At 59.4% G+C, this 16,420-nt stretch carries 16 protein-coding genes and 1 tRNA gene; 5 read left to right on the top strand and 12 right to left on the bottom strand.

Going from position 1 to position 16,420, the window contains the following annotated elements; genetic code table 11:
- Positions 1 to 96 precede the first annotated feature (96 nt).
- The 3 genes from HX792_RS20935 to HX792_RS20925 all read left to right on the top strand — a co-directional run bounded on the left by HX792_RS20935 (position 97) and on the right by HX792_RS20925 (position 4,406).
- Positions 97 to 1,302: an acetyl-CoA C-acetyltransferase gene (locus HX792_RS20935; protein WP_176997885.1), complete on the top strand. Its 1,206-nt coding sequence runs from the start codon at positions 97 to 99 to the stop codon at positions 1,300 to 1,302.
- A 16-nt stretch (positions 1,303 to 1,318) separates the two neighbouring features.
- Complete coding sequence (locus HX792_RS20930; RefSeq protein ID WP_176997884.1) at positions 1,319 to 3,466, top strand: 3-hydroxyacyl-CoA dehydrogenase NAD-binding domain-containing protein; 2,148 nt, start codon at positions 1,319 to 1,321, stop codon at positions 3,464 to 3,466.
- Between the two features lie 214 nt (positions 3,467 to 3,680).
- Positions 3,681 to 4,406 (top strand): amidotransferase, encoded by a 726-nt coding sequence (locus HX792_RS20925; protein WP_176997883.1) that lies wholly within the window; start codon positions 3,681 to 3,683, stop codon positions 4,404 to 4,406.
- A gap of 30 nt (positions 4,407 to 4,436) precedes the next feature.
- On the opposite strand, the gene HX792_RS20920 is transcribed toward HX792_RS20925, so the two are convergent.
- The 3 genes from HX792_RS20920 to HX792_RS20910 all read right to left on the bottom strand — a co-directional run bounded on the left by HX792_RS20920 (position 4,437) and on the right by HX792_RS20910 (position 7,180).
- On the bottom strand, positions 4,437 to 5,408 hold the full coding sequence (locus HX792_RS20920) for a magnesium and cobalt transport protein CorA (RefSeq protein ID WP_176997882.1): 972 nt from the start codon (positions 5,406 to 5,408) through the stop codon (positions 4,437 to 4,439).
- A gap of 121 nt (positions 5,409 to 5,529) precedes the next feature.
- Positions 5,530 to 6,273: a 1-acyl-sn-glycerol-3-phosphate acyltransferase gene (locus HX792_RS20915; RefSeq protein WP_176997881.1), complete on the bottom strand. Its 744-nt coding sequence runs from the start codon at positions 6,271 to 6,273 to the stop codon at positions 5,530 to 5,532.
- A 214-nt stretch (positions 6,274 to 6,487) separates the two neighbouring features.
- Positions 6,488 to 7,180 carry a crotonase/enoyl-CoA hydratase family protein gene (locus tag HX792_RS20910; RefSeq protein ID WP_176997880.1) on the bottom strand — a complete coding sequence of 231 codons (693 nt, stop codon included), beginning with the start codon at positions 7,178 to 7,180 and terminating at the stop codon, positions 6,488 to 6,490.
- Between the two features lie 321 nt (positions 7,181 to 7,501).
- Here HX792_RS20910 and HX792_RS20905 point away from each other — a divergent pair.
- Positions 7,502 to 7,591, top strand: a tRNA-Ser gene (locus HX792_RS20905).
- Positions 7,592 to 7,933: 342 nt separating this feature from the next.
- A complete protein-coding gene (locus HX792_RS20900; RefSeq protein WP_176997879.1) occupies positions 7,934 to 8,299 on the top strand; it encodes a hypothetical protein in 366 nt (121 codons plus the stop codon).
- 22 nt (positions 8,300 to 8,321) lie between these two features.
- On the opposite strand, the gene HX792_RS20895 is transcribed toward HX792_RS20900, so the two are convergent.
- From HX792_RS20895 to HX792_RS20855, 9 genes are all read right to left on the bottom strand, one after another.
- On the bottom strand, positions 8,322 to 9,488 hold the full coding sequence (locus tag HX792_RS20895; protein ID WP_176997878.1) for an Arm DNA-binding domain-containing protein: 1,167 nt from the start codon (positions 9,486 to 9,488) through the stop codon (positions 8,322 to 8,324).
- Positions 9,489 to 9,582: 94 nt separating this feature from the next.
- The gene (locus HX792_RS20890; protein ID WP_078049816.1) at positions 9,583 to 9,792 is read right to left on the bottom strand and encodes a hypothetical protein; all 210 of its coding nucleotides are present in this window, start codon (positions 9,790 to 9,792) and stop codon (positions 9,583 to 9,585) included.
- 258 nt (positions 9,793 to 10,050) lie between these two features.
- Positions 10,051 to 12,042, bottom strand: a complete 1,992-nt coding sequence (locus HX792_RS20885; RefSeq protein WP_176997877.1) for a DNA cytosine methyltransferase — start codon at positions 12,040 to 12,042, stop codon at positions 10,051 to 10,053.
- Complete coding sequence (locus HX792_RS20880) at positions 12,039 to 12,305, bottom strand: hypothetical protein (RefSeq protein ID WP_176997876.1); 267 nt, start codon at positions 12,303 to 12,305, stop codon at positions 12,039 to 12,041. Before HX792_RS20880 ends, HX792_RS20885 begins: the two co-directional genes overlap by 4 nt.
- 58 nt (positions 12,306 to 12,363) lie before the next feature.
- Positions 12,364 to 12,675: a hypothetical protein gene (locus tag HX792_RS20875; protein WP_176997875.1), complete on the bottom strand. Its 312-nt coding sequence runs from the start codon at positions 12,673 to 12,675 to the stop codon at positions 12,364 to 12,366.
- Between the two features lie 43 nt (positions 12,676 to 12,718).
- A complete protein-coding gene (locus HX792_RS20870) occupies positions 12,719 to 15,436 on the bottom strand; it encodes a toprim domain-containing protein (protein WP_176998017.1) in 2,718 nt (905 codons plus the stop codon).
- A 12-nt stretch (positions 15,437 to 15,448) separates the two neighbouring features.
- A complete protein-coding gene (locus HX792_RS20865; RefSeq protein WP_064453706.1) occupies positions 15,449 to 15,682 on the bottom strand; it encodes a hypothetical protein in 234 nt (77 codons plus the stop codon).
- A gap of 72 nt (positions 15,683 to 15,754) precedes the next feature.
- Positions 15,755 to 16,126 carry a hypothetical protein gene (locus tag HX792_RS20860; protein WP_176997874.1) on the bottom strand — a complete coding sequence of 124 codons (372 nt, stop codon included), beginning with the start codon at positions 16,124 to 16,126 and terminating at the stop codon, positions 15,755 to 15,757.
- A complete protein-coding gene (locus tag HX792_RS20855; RefSeq protein WP_176997873.1) occupies positions 16,126 to 16,413 on the bottom strand; it encodes an ogr/Delta-like zinc finger family protein in 288 nt (95 codons plus the stop codon). Before HX792_RS20855 ends, HX792_RS20860 begins: the two co-directional genes overlap by 1 nt.
- Positions 16,414 to 16,420 lie beyond the last annotated feature (7 nt).

Below are 16,420 nucleotides of genomic sequence, written 5' to 3'. Positions count from 1 at the left end.
AGCGTGGGGGTCAAAAGCAATGAGCGCATCCGTCATTGAAACCGTGTCAATCGGGCCTAAGGTAGGGGCACACATGCACAGCGGTTAGAGGACGTCATGACCCAAGCTTTGATCTTTGATGCGATACGCACGCCCCGTGGCAAAGGCAAGGCGGACGGTGCCCTGCACAGCGTCAAGCCGGTGAACCTGGTGGCCGGCCTGCTCACCGCGCTGGCCCAACGCAGTGACCTCGACACGCGCCAAGTGGATGACATTGTCCTGGGCTGCGTCACCCCGGTGGGTGACCAGGGTGCCGACATCGCCAAGACCGCCGCACTGGTGGCGGACTGGGACATCAGTGTCGCCGGGGTGCAAATCAACCGCTTCTGCGCCTCGGGCCTGGAGGCGGTCAATCTGGGCGCCATGAAGGTGCGCTCCGGCTTTGAAGATCTTGTGGTGGTGGGCGGCGTCGAGTCCATGTCCCGCGTGCCCATGGGCAGCGACGGCGGCGCCTGGGTGCTCGACCCGCACACCAATATGCACAGCCACTTCACGCCCCAGGGCATCGGCGCCGACCTGATCGCCACCCTGGAAGGCTTCACGCGCCAGGACGTGGATACCTTTGCCCTACAGTCCCAGCAGAAAGCTGCCAGGGCGCGTGCAGACGGTTCTTTCAACAAATCGCTGATCGCGGTGCAGGACCAGAACGGCATCGTGCTGCTGGACCATGACGAATTCATCCGCGGCGACTCCACCCTCGAAGGCCTGGGCAAACTCAAGCCCAGCTTTGAAATGATGGGGCAGATGGGCTTCGACGCCACCGCATTGCGGGTCTACAGCCATGTGGAGCGCATCCACCATGTGCACACGCCGGGCAACAGCTCCGGCATTGTCGATGGCGCCGCGCTGATGCTGATCGGCTCCGAAGCGAAAGGCCGCGAACTGGGCCTGCAACCGCGGGCGCGCATTGTTGCCACGGCGGTCACCAGCACCGACCCGACCATCATGCTCACCGGCCCGGCGCCCGCCACCCGCAAAGCCCTGGCCAAGGCCGGTTTGCGGGTTGAGGACATCGACCTGTTCGAAGTCAACGAAGCGTTCGCCTCGGTGGTGCTCAAGTTCATCAAGGACATGGGCATTGACGCTGCGCGAGTCAACGTCAACGGCGGCTCCATCGCCATGGGCCACCCGTTGGGCGCCACCGGCTGCGCGATCCTCGGCACCTTGCTCGACGAGCTGGGAGCCCGCCAGCAGCGCTACGGCCTGGCCACCCTGTGTGTCGGCGGTGGCATGGGCATCGCCACTATCATCGAACGGCTCTGAGCCCAAGGAACCTGTCATGACCCAAGCCATTCGTTACGAAAAAGGCCAGGACCAGATCGTGGTGCTGACCCTCGACATGCCCGGCCAGAGCGCCAACACCATGAACGGCGCGTACCGCGAAGCCATGGCGGCCACGCTCACGCGCCTGGAGGCGGAAAGGGACAGTATTGCCGGTGTGATCATCACCTCGGCCAAAAAGACGTTTTTTGCCGGTGGCGACCTCAATGAGTTGATCAAGGTCGACAAGGCCCACGCCAAAGATTTTTATGACGGTGTGCTGGAGCTGAAGGCGCAGTTGCGCCGCCTGGAAACCCTCGGCAAACCGGTAGTGGCCGCGATCAATGGCGCCGCACTGGGTGGCGGCTGGGAGATCTGCCTGGCCTGCCAATACCGGGTCGCGCTGGATGCCACATCCACACAGCTGGGGTTGCCGGAAGTGACCCTGGGCCTGTTGCCGGGCGGCGGTGGGGTAGTGCGCATGGTGCGCCTGCTGGGGCTGGAAAAAGCCTTGCCGTATTTGTTGGAAGGCAAAAAAGTGCGGCCCCAACAAGCGCTGCAAGCTGGCTTGATTCAAGAATTGGCAGCCGATCGTGATGAGTTGCTGGCCAAGTCCCGGGCGTGGATTCTCGCGAACCCGGAGGCGAAACAGCCGTGGGACGGCAAGGGCTATCAACTGCCGGGCGGGACGCCGTCCAACCCGAAAGTCGCGCAGATGCTGGCCATCGCGCCGTCGATTTTGCGCAGCAAGACCCAGGGCTGTTTCCCCGCGCCGGAGAAAATCCTCTGTGCCGCCGTGGAGGGGGCCCAAGTGGATTTCGACACGGCGCACCTGATCGAAACCCGCTACTTCACCGAGCTGGTCACCGGGCAAGTGGCGAAGAACATGATCGGCACCTTCTGGTTCCAGCTCAACGAAATCAACGCCGGCAGCTCGCGGCCCAGAGGTGTTGCGCCCTATGTCACGCGCAAAGTCGGCGTGCTCGGTGCCGGAATGATGGGCGCGGGCATTGCCTACGTCAGCGCCAGCGCCGGCGTCGACGTGGTGCTCAAGGACATCAACCTGGCCGCCGCTGAAAAGGGCAAGGCGCACTCAGCGGCGCTGCTCGACAAGAAGGTCAGCCGTGGGCAAATGACCGCCGAGCAGCGGGAAATCATCCTGGCGCGGATTCTTCCCACTGCCGCCGACGCCGATCTGGCCGGTTGCGACCTGATCATCGAAGCGGTGTTTGAAGACCGTGAACTCAAGGCAAAAGTCTCGGCCGCTGCGCACAGTGTGGTCGGCGCTGATGCGGTGATCGCCTCCAATACCTCCACACTGCCGATCAGCGGTTTGGCCAAGGCCGTGCCGGATCCAGCCAAGTTCATCGGCCTGCATTTCTTCAGTCCGGTCGACAAGATGCCGCTGGTGGAAATCATCAAGGGCGCTCACACCAGCGACGAAACCCTGGCCCGAGGTTTTGATTTCGTCCTGCAAATCAAGAAAACCCCGATCGTGGTCAATGACAGCCGGGGTTTCTTCACCTCAAGGGTGTTCGGCACCTTCACCAACGAAGGCATTGCCATGCTCGGCGAGGGCGTGGCCGCGCCGATGATCGAGACCGAAGCGCGTAAGGCCGGCATGCCGGTGGGACCACTGGCCGTCTCGGATGAAGTGTCCCTCAGCCTGATGAGCCATATAAGGCAGCAAACCGCCAAGGATCTGCAGGCAGAAGGCAAGTCAATGCCGGCACACCCGGCCACGGCGGTGATCGACCTGTTGGTCAATGAATACAAACGCTTGGGCAAGGCGGCGGGTGGCGGGTTTTATGAGTACCCCAATGGCGGGCAGAAGCACCTGTGGCCGGAGCTGAAAAGCCGCTTTGAACGCGCCGACCAGCAGATCTCGCCGCAGGATGTGCGCGACCGTTTGCTGTTTATCCAGGCCATTGAAACCGTGCGTTGTGTTGAGGAGGGCGTGTTGATGTCCACGGCCGATGCCAACGTCGGTTCGATCTTCGGTATCGGTTTTGCTGCGTGGAGTGGCGGCGCGTTGCAGTTCATAAACCAATACGGGCTGAACGATTTCATCGCCCGTGCGCGTTACCTGGCCGAGCAATATGGCGAACGGTTCAACCCCCCGGCCTTGCTACTTGAAAAAGCTGCCCAGGGCCAGATATTCACCTGACCGAAACGCCATGGCGTGAGCACTACATAACCCCTGTGGGAGCGGGCTTGCCCGCGAAAGCGGTGTATCAGCCAACCTGTTTGTCGGCTGAAATGTCGCCATCGCGGGCAAGCCCGCTCCTACAGGTGGTCGCTTGGCGGACTTGCCTTGAAGGGGTGTTTCAAGGCAGGCTCTGGGGTGTGCATTATTCCCATCACCGTGTCAGGTATTTTTTATGTCGCTACGCGTCTGTATCCTGGAAACCGATATCCTGCGTCCAGGTTTGATCGATCAGTACCAAGGGTACGGGCAGATGTTCAAGCGCCTGTTTTCCAAGCAACCGATTGCTGCTGACTTTGTTGTCTACAACGTGGTGCAGGGCGAATACCCGTCGGACGATGAAGTGTTCGATGCCTACCTGGTGACCGGCAGCAAGGCCGATTCTTTCGGCACCGACCCGTGGATCCAGACCCTCAAGACTTACCTGCTCGAGCGCTATGCGCGTGGCGACAAGCTGCTGGGGATCTGCTTCGGCCATCAGTTGTTGGCGCTGTTGCTGGGTGGCAAGACCGAGCGCGCCAGCAAAGGCTGGGGCATGGGCATCCATGATTACAAACTGAACGCCAAGGCCCCGTGGATGAGCCCGGTGGTGGAAGAACTGACCCTGCTGATCAGTCACCAGGACCAGGTCACCACGCTGCCGGACAACGCCACGGTGATCGCTTCCAGCGATTTCTGCCCCTACGCTGCCTACCACATCGAAGACCAGGTGCTGTGCTTCCAGGGCCACCCGGAGTTCATCCACGACTATTCCCGCGAACTGCTGGAAATACTTCAGACAACCCTGGGTGAGAAGGTCTACACCCACGGCGTCGCCAGCCTGGAACGTGACCACCACGGCGCAACCGTGGCGGAGTGGATGATGCGCTTCGTGGCCCACAAACCCGAAGCCACAGCTTAAGCGCGATGGCGGTCGTGCGTCGGCAACGTTTTACAACCACCCCGACCGCTTGAAACTGGCCCACAAGCCCGTACAGCCCACCGCGATAAACCCGAGCACCGCAAAATAGCCGTAGTGCCATTGCAGCTCGGGCATGTTCTGGAAGTTCATCCCATAAATCCCCGCTACTGCCGTGGGGAACGCGAGGATCGCCGCCCAGGCAGCGAACTTGCGCTGCACCACGCTCTGGCGCGAAGCCTCCAGCAGCACACCGATCTCGATGGTCTGGCTGGCGATGTCACGCAGGGTGGTGAGGTCTTCCATCTGGCGTGTCACGTGGATCTGCACATCACGGAAGTACGGGCGCATGTTCTTGTCGATGAACGGGAAGCTCAGCTTCTGCAATTCCTGGCTGATCTCCACCATCGGCGCCACATAACGCTTGAGCCGCAACACGTCGCGGCGCAGGCCGTGGAGGTTCTGGATATCGTTTTCGTTGAGCGAGTTGCACAGCACGTTGCGCTCCAGCTCGTCGATCTCGGCGTGGATTGCCTCGCTCACCGGCTGGTAGTTTTCGGTGACGAAATCCAGCAGTGCATACAGTACGAAATCTTCCCCATGTTCCAGCAGCAGCGGTCGCGCCTCACAACGCTGGCGCACGTAGCCGTAGGACGCTGAGTGGCCATTGCGTGCGGTGATGATGTAGCCGTTGCCGGCAAAGATATGGGTTTCGATAAACACCAGCTTCCCGTTCTCGCGCACCGGTGAGTAGGTGACGATGAACAGCGCATCGCCGAAGGTTTCCAGCTTCGGCCGGCTGTGTTTTTCCAGGGCATCTTCGATGGCCAGTTCATGCAGGTTGAACTGGCGTTGCAGGTTGGCCAGCTCCTGGGCGTTGGGTTCTTCCAGGCCGATCCACACAAAGTGGTCGGGTTTGGCGGCCCAGGCCGCGCCTTCGTCCAGGGTGATATCAGTGACTTTCTTACCGGCGCTGTAGACGGCGGCCGCAACAACTCTACCCATGGTGCAGATCGCTTCTTATTAGGGGGACAGGTGTCTGGCAGCTTAGCCCGAAGCGAGTTCAATTGTTACAACCTGTAGTGAGCGAGCTTGCTCGCGCCGGCCCACTTACCTCCCTCCAATCTCAAACAACCCGCGCCTCACAACTCCCCCGCGTAACACTCGCATCCATCTGCGCAATGCATTCCGCCATCTGCGCCTGGCACGCCTGCAGCAGAGCGGGAATGTCATCCGACGTCATCCCGTTGGTAGGAATCGGCGGCAAAGAACGTATGAGCACATCACCACTGTTCCAGCGATTAAGCTGCATATGGTTCACATAGTTGCTCACGCACACCTGCACGATGGGCACACCGGCGGCAATCGCCATATGAAACGCGCCTTTCTTGAATGGCAGCAGGCCCTTGCCCAGGTTGCGCGTGCCTTCGGCAAACACCCAGATCGAGGTGTCTTCATGCTGCAAGGTGTGGGTGGTGGTGAGCATCGCGCGGCGTGCCTTGTGCGCATTGCCGCGGTCGATCAGCACATTGCCCGCCAGCCAGAACAATTGGCCGAACAGCGGCACCCATTTCAGGCTTTTCTTGGCAATGCATACGGTGCGATGGGGCACCACGGTGCCGAACACAAACAGGTCATAGTTGGACTGATGGTTGGCGATGACGACGCACGTGCCCGGCTTGTTGCGCAGCGAATCCACATCGGCCTTCACGTTCAGCCCCAGAATCCACATGGCCGGCAACGCGTACAGGCGCGCGCACAGGCGGCTGTTATCCGGGTTGAACGGTCGGCACACGCCCAGTAGCACGCCCAACACGCCCGCCAGCATAAAGTGCAGGCCCATCAACAACATACGTAACAGAAAAAGCATCGACACGGCCCATCGGGACAAAAGGTGGCGCAGTGTACGGATGTGCACTGTATTCGGCAATTGCCCCTACAGACGTAGGAGATAGGCGATGTTTGAGCACATGTTTCAACATGTGCCGATATGGCCCGGCTAGAGCGGCTAAGGAAGGATCAGGTTTATTTGTAAGAAAAAGCCCGACGCAGGGCCGGGCTTTTGCTGTGATAGCAGTAGGGGCTTAGCTCAGGATGTGGCCCTGGTCCTGAATGATCGCGTCATCCAGTGCGTCCAACAGCGCTTTGCGTACTTTCAGCTTGGTGTGCTTGTGGGCGTTCATGTTGATCTTCTTCAACTGCCGCGCGGCTTCCAGGGCGGCTGCGTGCAGCTCCTCGGGGGCGACCACCTTATCGAGGAAGCCGGCGCCCACGGCACCTTGCGGGTCAAACATCTCGGCATTGATCACCGAGCGCTGGAACGCCGCCTTGCTCAGGCGATCCCGCGCCAGCTCGATCCCGGCGTGGTGCATGGTCATGCCGATCGCCACTTCATTCAGCCCAATACTGAACGGGCCTTCCACGCCAATCCGATAATCTGCCGACAACAGCAGGAACGCACCCTTGGCCACCGCATGCCCAGGGCACGCGACGATCACCGGGAACGGGTGCGACAACAGGCGACGTGCCAGCGTCGAGCCGGAAGTCACCAGGCCGATGGCCTCTTTAGGGCCGGCGGTCATCACTTTCAAATCATACCCACCGGACAGAATGCCCGGCGTGCCGGTGATCACCACCACCGCGCGGTCTTTCTCCGCCTGGTCCAGCGCTTCATTGAACGCACTGACCACCGCCGGAGAAATGGCATTCACCTTGCCGTTGCGCAAGGTCAGGGTCGCGATACCGTCTTCGAGGTGGTAAGCAATCAACTCACTCATGACGCGGTTCCTTGTAGGACTTGTTATAGAGACATAGGCGCAGACGTTACCCACCACGCCTGCCCGGGTAAAGCGCCGTGACTGACTACCCAGTCAGACTTTTCCCACCTGCTCGCTGCCAGACAGCCTAGGGCAGGGCCCAACAGCCGTCCCAGACGCGTGCCACACAAGCCTGAGAATGGCAGAATCACCGCCCCTTACCGGGCGTACGCCGGCATAACCTGCTAACCGCATGAAAATTCTGAAAAAAACCTTTGCCATCAGAAAGGCTTTCGACTACATTAGCGCGCCTCGACAGACTGAACTGGTTTGACGAGATACGGTGAAGTGTCCGAGTGGCTTAAGGAGCACGCCTGGAAAGTGTGTATACAAGAAATTGTATCGAGAGTTCGAATCTCTCCTTCACCGCCAAATTCGAAACAACTAAACCCCTGAAAACGTTAAAGTTTTCAGGGGTTTTGTGTTTTCAGGGGATGAAAAAGGACTCATATGGGAACATTCGTGGGAATGACGGCTGCTACTGAGAGTAAAGGTAGAGACTGGATGATTGATCCCGCGATGCAACCCCCTCGCATCGGTCTGCATGCGTTTGTCAGATGGCTCAAAAAAAATTTGCAGAATGGTTCGAGTAGGAGGCTGCGGCCTCGTCGATATTTCGAATCCCTCCTTGGACTTATGGGTGCTATCAGAAGGCCATGAAAGAAGTTAAAGTCACCTCCGACACTTGATACTGCACCTAAACAAGGAGATGTGATGAAGCTCATAATAGATAGCATTCATGGTCATGGAGATGCGAGCGAAGAGCGTGTGTTAATGACGGTGGTGGAAGACTGCACACTCAACCGCTACATGGTTGCAGACACGACATATACATCTTCTGGGAAGCTCTCAAATAAGCATCGTCATACGTATTGGTTCGGCACTGTCGAAGCAAAGAAAGGCGAGCGGGTCGCGCTCTACACCAAGAAAGGGAGTTACTCTAAATCGGTTCACGCTGGTGTCACTTGGCATAAGTGTTACTGGAACAGCGGTTCACCCATTTGGAATGATGAAGGGGATGCGGCGGTTTTGTTTGAAATAAATACATGGAAAACGACGCGTGTAAAACCGACGTCTTGAATGGCCACGTTTGATCTAAGCGCTACAGACGTAGCGCTTGCTCTAGTATTGCAATAACGTCTGGTCCATCTTCATTGATCCACGTCCCATAGTGCTGCCGGATCATATTCGCACTGGTATGCCCCATCTGCTCCGCGATCCAGTCAACCGAAGCCACACCAGTGGTGAGCAACTGACTGGCGTAGGTATGCCGACACTGACCTGGCCCGCGATAGCGAACGCCGGCCGCTTTCAAGTGTGCTTTGAAGAACCTGTCCCTCACGACAAAGTCGCTGACGTGCGGCACGCCGCTCTTTGTGTTCAGAAATACAAAGTGCAGCTTGTGCTTGCGGATGGTCTTGTTGTCCCGCTCGACGACGTCGACCGTGTCCACGGTCTTGAGCTGGTTGATCGTGTCCAACTTGCGTAGGGCATCCCATGCAGGCTCCAGCAGACGCACCTTGCGAGTAGAGCGCCGGGTTTTCGTCACGCGATAGGCTCCCCGCACCTTGGATCGGCGGAAAGTCACTGTCCCCTGTTTCAGATCGACATCCTCCCATGCCAGGGCAATAGTCTCCGACACCCGCGGCCCTGCCCAAATCATGAACTGCACCATCAGCAGCTCCTGAGTACGATTGGTCGGTGTTTCGAGGATCTGCTTGATTTCGGCCCTGTTGAACGGATCCGGCGCCTCCGGATCGGGCAGACGCACGAATAACCCTTCAGTTGGGTCGTGCGCGACCTTCTTCCGGGTGCGGTACAGCCGGAACACCTGGCGCACATTGCTGATGATGTCGCGGATGGTTTTGTTCTTCAGCCGCTTCGACAGCGGCCCCTGAATCCACTCCTGCAGGTCCAAGTGGTCAATCTGATCGATCTGAACGTCCCCCCAGCGCGGCCGCACATGGACCTCAGCCTTATTCTTGTACCCCCGGAAAGAGGTCGCGGCCACGCTGTTGCTCTTGATGGTCAACCATAGGTCCAGGTAGTGCCCGAAGCTGTTCTCGGCCAATTTGGTCGACTCGGGAAAGTGCCGGCGGTAATCGAAGGTGCCGGCCTGTATCTCGTATTCGATGACTGTGACCAGGCGCTTTGCATGCTCGCGGTTGGCCGGTGTGTTGCCTCCGGGCACCAGCTCCCGGCACAGCTCTCCATTAAAACGAAAATAGACCCGTACCGAATTGCCACGGGCCTCTACACCATCTGCCATATGCGTCCCCACGCGATGTATTGAAAGATTCTTCCAGGTGAAAGAAAAAAGGCCCGTCTCCGGGCCTTTGTGTATTGCGCTGAAGTATTGCCGATCACTGCTGGCGAAGTAACCAGAACAGGCCGGCACTTTTTCTAGGTGCTGGTGTGGTACCGGCTTGGGCTTCCTCGGCCCGACGCTTGGCGTTGAGCGCCTGACGCGCTTTGCTGCACTTCTGGTGGTTGCCGTGGGCACGGGATCTGTTGCACTGGTCGCATATGCCGGTTAGGTCCAGGTTCCAGGGGAAGGATTTTCCGTTGTTCATTGCGTCCCCCTTACATCCGAAATGATTGATGGATAAAGGTCGGCCGGGACACATGGTCAGCGGGCTGTGGGGCGTCGGATTGGATTTCACAAACGAACCGATGTCGCTCTCGGTTGCGCGCGGTAAGTGCCTCAGTGAGGCCAGGTACGACGTCAATGCATCGCTCGTAAGCGTGAGGCCCGTTCCAGCTATCAGCCTTCACTACCTGACAATCCATCCGGGTCGTATCGGCGCACAGATAAAGCAGCAGGAACACAGTCATACACCAACCTCCTGCTGGGTCACGCTCAACGCAATCGCCACCGGCTGCACCCAAATCGACACGTTGCTGAGCATGAACGTCTCCCCAGCCTCGGAAAGCAGCAGCGTCATGCCGAACACATCGGCCATCGCCCTTGCCGCCGCGCGCGGTACTGCGTTGCCGATCCGCTCCCGGTGGTGGCCGTCGTTGATACCGTCCAGCTGGAAAACCCCCGCCTGTTCAATCTTGCGAACCCGCTGCATACGCTCAATCTCATGAGCGGTCTGCGGATCTGCTGACCAGTGGTCCTCTGGATCAAACAGCGATTGCAGCGCAGCCAGCTCCAGGGTGGTGAACGGGCGGTGCCAGGTACCGTCGAGGCTGGTGATCATGCAGGTCAGTCGGTCGTTGGATGCCGGCATGCGCTGGTCTGCGACCGACCACCGGCCATTGTCGTGGCATGCGCTGGCGGAAACGGCGCCGGCCGGGGTGTTGTAGTCGACGACCCCATAATGCCCGCCGGTCAGGTAGGCATCGCCCTTGGTGCGCGACATGCCCGGGCGCGGATCTGCGATCGATAACGCGCCACTGGCGACCTGTTGCGAGCCGGTCACTGTCTTGGCGCTTTCGCACCAGGGCGTAATACGCAGTTTTTGCGTGCTGGCGGCGGGGTGCCAATTCTTGTAGGCCGGATCGGCCACGGCGAAAGTGCCCTGGCCGGTGGTGCTGCCGGCGATGACGGTACCGGCCGGTTTGCTGTAGTCGGTGACCAGGTACTTTCCGAAGCCCTTGGACGGTTGCCGAGGATCTGCCAACGCCTGCCCTCCCGAACTGGGGCCGTGTCCGGCCGTCACTGTGCCGGCGGCCTGATCATTGCGCACCACGCGGAACACGTTGTTGTGGCGCTCGCCGCCCATGCGCGGGTCAGCAACACTGAATGTTCCTTGCCCAGGGCTGCGTTGGCCGGTGACCACACCACAGTGACGGTCATAGGGCAGCACGCCGTATTGGGTGTATTCGAATTTGCTGGTCGGTCGAGGGTCTGCAACCGAGAACTTGCCGTTGGTTGGGCTCGACCGGCCGGCGACTGTGCCGACGGTGTCCTGCCAGTCGTGCACCCCCATGTAACCGGCGCGATATTCCGGCACGATCACGAAGTCGCGAAGGTAGCCGTCCTCGATCGCAAACCGGCTCAGGCTGCGCCAATCCTTGCCGGCTTCAACCAGGGCTAGGCGCACCCAAGTTTTCCACTGCAATGCAGGCACCCTGTGCATCGGCCCAGCCTGATCGATATCGCCGGCCAGCGGCATGCGGCTTAACACGTCACCAACGGCGCGCAGGCTGCGCTTTTCCGGTTCGTACAGAAACGCAGGCACCTTCTCGACGTGCCTGGCCACCAGCAGGAAGCGCTTGCGGCTCTGGGCCAGCCCGCCGATTTCACCACAGTCGTGGGTGGTTTCAGCCACCGCGTAACCGTAGTGCCTGAGCAACTTGGTGATCTGATCCAGCAGGTAGCGGCCCCGGGTGGCGAGGCGCGGTACGTTTTCGAACACGATCAGCGACACCGGATTGTGCTTCCAGGCTTCACACATCAGCCACACGCAGCGCAACGTCAGCTCGTTGAGTGCCCGGTATTTGGGCGTCTGGCTCATTGTCTCGGACAGCAAGCCTGAAGCGCCCTTGCAGGGGCTGCTGATGAACACCGCGTCCGGGTCTTCGTTGCCAGCGGCGCGGCGCAGGTCTTCGGCAGTGGCTTCTTTCCAGCCGGCGGGCGGCTGCAGGCCGTGGAATGCGGCGAACTGCTCGCGGGTGAACAGGTCCATCAGTGTGCCAGGCACACCGGTCATCATCTGGAAGTCACGCAAACCGGCCGGGTCGACATCTACGCCGCCCAGGCAACGCCACTCAGCTTGCACGGGGCCCAGGAATGGTTTGGAGTCGCTGAAGCCAGCGGCGCCGCTGCCAAGGCCGCAGCAGAGGTGGAAGTGGGTGAGGGTGCGCTTGATCATGAGTGGCCCTCCATGAGCGTGCGCGTGAGCGCATTGGGCTGGCCGTCTGGTGTCAGTTTGTTGAGCGGTTTTGTGATGCTGCGACCGTTCGGAGCTCGCAAGGTGGCAACGCTGCCATCGATCGCTTCTATGACGCCGGTACGAGCACTGAGCCGGTATTGCTGGCCACCACCGCTTATAGCGACGTAGCTGACCTTGTCGCCGACAGCCAGCGGGGTTGTGGTAGCCTCTGCGGTGCCGCCTTTGGGTTGATTCACTTGCATGGTGCTTCTCCTTTGGGTGGTCGGTGTCGAGGGGTTGCAGCCCCTCGACACCACCTTCTCACTGGCTTTCGCCGGTTGGGTTTTGCTTCCGCACCAGGTGCAGTAGCAGTTTTTCAAACTCAACAACCTCATCTGTTGCTGACTGCCACTCCAGGACCGCCTGGATCTGATCCCGGCTGCACTCCAGCACCAGGATTTCTTTGTCGCTGACCGCACGAACATCCAGGATCGCGACCAACCCTGTCGGGTCGTAGGCCTCCGCGTGAACGATTTTCCCGGACTTGTTAAACCAGTCCTTCAGCTCTTTCAGGTGTCGAAGACGGTTGGTTTCGCCCTGGCTGCCGTCACCGGTGATGACTTGGATGTGCATGGTGCTTCTCCTTTGGGTGGTAGATATCTAGGGGTTGCAGCCCCTACACGCCCTGGAATACCCAGCAGCGAATGGTTTTAGGTTTGTCGAATGCGTCGACCTGGCGTGCCGAGTTGACGGGCTTGTTCGACTCCAGAAACTTGGGTGATTTGCTCGTCTTCAGCAGGCGTTTCAGGTCGCTCAAAGGCGGGACTTGTTGCCGTTTATTGGCGGCCATTTCTACGAACTCGTTGAGGTTCACGGCTATCAGCCCATCGCGACGCGCATGGTTCAGCGCGGCTTTCTCGTCCATGCCATTGAGGAATTCGTACAGGTCCCAAAACTCGCGCACGGTCGGGTGGTCGGCGTTGATTGCCTGCTGCCGCTCCACGGCCATGCGACTGATTTCAGCGTGTGCGAGGGCCCTGCGGCGTTCGCCGAGCGGCACGACACCGGCCAGTGCATCCACCAGGCTGCGCAATTGGGCGTGGTTCTTGGCAATACGCACGGTGCGCACGCCTGGCTGGGCCAGTAGCTCTTGCTCGTAGCCGGAGGTGTTTTCCTCCATCAGGCGCATGGTTTCGCTTTCACGTTGCAACGCCTTGACCAAGAAGCCGCTGATGCTGTCCATCGGCATGCGCTCCAACTGCTCGGCATACTGCTTGGTTTCCGGTGTGTGATGTTCACGTGTCAGGTGGACGTGGCAGATACGCTGCAGGATTGGTTCGGACGCGTTTACCGGGTTGTTCTGCGCTATCAGCAGGGCGGCACGGAACGGTGGTTCGTGGGTATCGTTGCCGTTGTTTTTCACGCCGGTGGAGCGAACGCTGCGGCCGTTGTAGGCGGTTTTCAGTTCATCCCAATCGAAGTGTTTAACCGGCTGGCCTTCCTTTTGTTCACGCTCGGATTCGATCAGCACTACCGGCAAGTTGCTGACCTGCGAGAAGTTACGCGCACGGCTCGCAGCGGTTGCTTTGGACGGGTCGAAGCCTTCGTAATCAGTGCGCCCGACCGACTTCCACAGCAGCTCCACCAGCGTGGTCTTGCCCGATCCGGCTTCACCCACCAGCTCAAGGAACATCAGCGACTTGTGGATCTGGCGGATCTGCTCGGCGTGCAACGCGCCCAGCCACCAGGCCAGTACCACCAGCCCCTGTACGCCAAAGCAGCGCCAGTAGATGTCGAACCAACCTTCGTTATAGGCGTTGAGGTCGGTGTTGATGTGCAGCACCGGCGACTGGCTCTGTGACTTGATGCTCAGCTTGCCCAGGTCGAAAAAGTCTTCCTTGTTGCGCACCTGAACCTTGCCGCCATGAAAGGCCAGGTCGTTGAAGACATAGGCGCCATGGTCGCGGCTGTAGCCGATCCATTCGATGGTGTTGACGGTTTTCAGGCAGTCCAGCTGTGGGGCCAGGATCCGTTTCAGTTGCTGCGCGCTGCCCTCGAACATTGCGCCATTGGAGACGTTGAGCAAGCGGTTCGCGAACTCAGGCGCCGACGTGAGCTGTTTGGCTGTGAACGTGCTCTTGATGGCCGGCCCTTGTGGGCGCTCAATACGGAAGTAATACCAAGCCTCGTCGGTGAGGTCGTTGCGCATGTAATACAGCGCCTGGAAATTGCAGTTGGCGATGCTGGTCACTGATCCAGATTGGCGCAGTGCCTTGTAGCGTCGCTGTTCTTCCGTGAGCAACTGGTCTTCGTGGCGTTCCGAGCTTTCCAGATCGGTCATCGCACGGTCGTATTTTTCGAGGTCCAGCCGAAACCAGTACAAGCGTTTGCGGAACGTGAAGTGAAATTCTTTGCGCTCGTTGCGCACGTAGATCAGGAACGCCTTTTCTTCAGCCGAATCAGCCAGCAGCAAATCGCCCTGGTGACGCGCTTCGCCAAGCTCCTGCTCAATGCACTCGGCGCGTTTGTCGTCGCCCTCTATCGACTTCCACCGCAAGTGCAGGTCGTTCCAATCGACCTTTTTCCCGTTTGGCTGCGGGATAACGGCTGCTTTGCAGTTGAAGCCCAGCTCGCTCGCTTCCTTCGCCCAGCGGCGCATGTTCGCCTTGGCGACTGGCTCGTTATCCAGTGCCCACACCAGGTGCGGGAGACGTTTGCCAGCGTCCTGACGCAACTTGACCAGGGCCTTGAGTGAGTCGATAGGGCAGGGAGCGCTGGACATCATCGACACGGCCGGCACTTCGTTGTGCAGCAGAGCGATGGAGTCGAAGATTCCCTCGACGATGAACAGCTCGTCGACTTCCAGCAGGTCCACACTCGGCGGGCACCACCAGACGCCCTTGTAACCGGTCAAACCTTCGCCGGTGGGGCGGAAGCGGGCTTTCATCTTGCCGAATCGGTCGGGCCGATCTATCAGGCGCTCCCAGTAGCCACCTTTCTCCAAGGCGAAACGCACCGTGGCGCTACCTATATTTAACAGTCCATCCCAGTAGTTATCCTGAGTGAACAAGCCGGCGATGAGCTCAAATTTGAAACCTCGCGCAAACTCAAGGTAGGCGCGTGCTGTGGCCTGGGGGTTGTCCGCTGTCGACGGCGCGGTCTTGCTCCAGTCGTTGAACAGATCGTCGTAGACGTCTTTCACGTAGACACGGTGGTCGCACTTTTCCGGCCGTCCGCAGATCAACGTCCAGGGCGAGTCGTAGAAGGTGTAAAGGGTTTTCTGGCGGCAGGCTGGGCACACACCCTTGCGCATGTAATTGGTGTTTGTCATGTGCTTAAGCTGGTAGTCCCGCTCAATGCGTTGGATGACGTCGGCTCGCAGCCTTTGTTCCATTTCCATCGTGGCTTACTTCGCTTCGTCGAGACTGTGTTTAAGGGCGCCTATCAGGCTTTTTCGTGCGGCCAACCCAGGGAAGGCCACCAGCAACGAGCCGTGCCGCAACCCTTCGGGAATCATGCGAAAACGGTCGTCATACCAATGCTCGTTGAACAGCAACGCGTACTGCGCACGCAGCTCAACGAGCAGTGCCTCGGCCTGGTCGCGGGGCAGTTTTGCGGTGATGGCGATGTCGATTTCCATGGTCCACCTCGGATTGCGGGCAAAGCTCACCCAAACCCATTGGGAACTGGGCAGGGCGGGGTTAGTCGGGGGTTACGGTGTTACGAGGCGCAGTCGGCGGTTTTCCGGTGCGTTGATGATGCGTTGGTAAATCAGGCTGACCGGTACAGCCCAAGTCATACCGCTGGCCGGATCGGTGATGACGGCCACTGCACCGGAACTAACGTCGACGTCCAGTTGGTGGCGGTCGTTGTTAGATTTGAGTTCACCGTAGGCTCGGCTGATCAGCTTTTCGGCCATGTGCAACGGCACTTCCAAACTGCCCACCAGGTGCTGCACGGCGCGGCAGAACAGCAACTGGTCGTTGCCGAGGTGTTCGCCCTGATGGCGTTGCAGAAAGGACAGGCCGGCGGCTTGCATGGTCGCCTGGTATTCCTGGTAATCGGTGTGAGTAGCTGTATTCATCACGCACGCTCCATTTCCATTTGGTCCAGCAGATCGGGTTGATCGTTGGGGGTTCGCATTGCCTGGCGACGAATGACCACATCTGCAACTGGCAGCTTTACAGCTGGGTTGGGCATGCCGCTGGGGCTCAGCTCGTGGGTCATTTGAAATTCAGCACGCACCGCCCAGCCGCACGCTTCGTTGGTGCATTGCATGTAGGTGATACGCAGGAAAATATGTTGGCCTTCACTGGTGCGGATGCGCATGCGGCCGTGGCAGTGGGGGCAGACCAGTTTGTAAGTGCTCATAAACGGC

The organism is Pseudomonas sp. B6002 (genome assembly GCF_013385985.1).
Lineage (GTDB): Bacteria > Pseudomonadota > Gammaproteobacteria > Pseudomonadales > Pseudomonadaceae > Aquipseudomonas.
This window is presented reverse-complemented; position numbering and strand designations above follow the sequence as displayed.

Bases quoted from the DNA above. Each gene is read 5' to 3' on its own strand.
- HX792_RS20935 (WP_176997885.1), top strand. From the start codon at position 97: ATGACCCAAGCTTTGATCTTTGATGCGATACGCACGCCCCGTGGCAAA.
- HX792_RS20930 (WP_176997884.1), top strand. From the start codon at position 1,319: ATGACCCAAGCCATTCGTTACGAAAAAGGCCAGGACCAGATCGTGGTG.
- HX792_RS20925 (WP_176997883.1), top strand. From the start codon at position 3,681: ATGTCGCTACGCGTCTGTATCCTGGAAACCGATATCCTGCGTCCAGGT.
- HX792_RS20920 (WP_176997882.1), bottom strand. From the start codon at position 5,408: ATGGGTAGAGTTGTTGCGGCCGCCGTCTACAGCGCCGGTAAGAAAGTC.
- HX792_RS20915 (WP_176997881.1), bottom strand. From the start codon at position 6,273: ATGCTTTTTCTGTTACGTATGTTGTTGATGGGCCTGCACTTTATGCTG.
- HX792_RS20910 (WP_176997880.1), bottom strand. From the start codon at position 7,180: ATGAGTGAGTTGATTGCTTACCACCTCGAAGACGGTATCGCGACCCTG.
- HX792_RS20900 (WP_176997879.1), top strand. From the start codon at position 7,934: ATGAAGCTCATAATAGATAGCATTCATGGTCATGGAGATGCGAGCGAA.
- HX792_RS20895 (WP_176997878.1), bottom strand. From the start codon at position 9,488: ATGGCAGATGGTGTAGAGGCCCGTGGCAATTCGGTACGGGTCTATTTT.
- HX792_RS20890 (WP_078049816.1), bottom strand. From the start codon at position 9,792: ATGAACAACGGAAAATCCTTCCCCTGGAACCTGGACCTAACCGGCATA.
- HX792_RS20885 (WP_176997877.1), bottom strand. From the start codon at position 12,042: ATGATCAAGCGCACCCTCACCCACTTCCACCTCTGCTGCGGCCTTGGC.
- HX792_RS20880 (WP_176997876.1), bottom strand. From the start codon at position 12,305: ATGCAAGTGAATCAACCCAAAGGCGGCACCGCAGAGGCTACCACAACC.
- HX792_RS20875 (WP_176997875.1), bottom strand. From the start codon at position 12,675: ATGCACATCCAAGTCATCACCGGTGACGGCAGCCAGGGCGAAACCAAC.
- HX792_RS20870 (WP_176998017.1), bottom strand. From the start codon at position 15,436: ATGGAACAAAGGCTGCGAGCCGACGTCATCCAACGCATTGAGCGGGAC.
- HX792_RS20865 (WP_064453706.1), bottom strand. From the start codon at position 15,682: ATGGAAATCGACATCGCCATCACCGCAAAACTGCCCCGCGACCAGGCC.
- HX792_RS20860 (WP_176997874.1), bottom strand. From the start codon at position 16,126: ATGAATACAGCTACTCACACCGATTACCAGGAATACCAGGCGACCATG.
- HX792_RS20855 (WP_176997873.1), bottom strand. From the start codon at position 16,413: ATGAGCACTTACAAACTGGTCTGCCCCCACTGCCACGGCCGCATGCGC.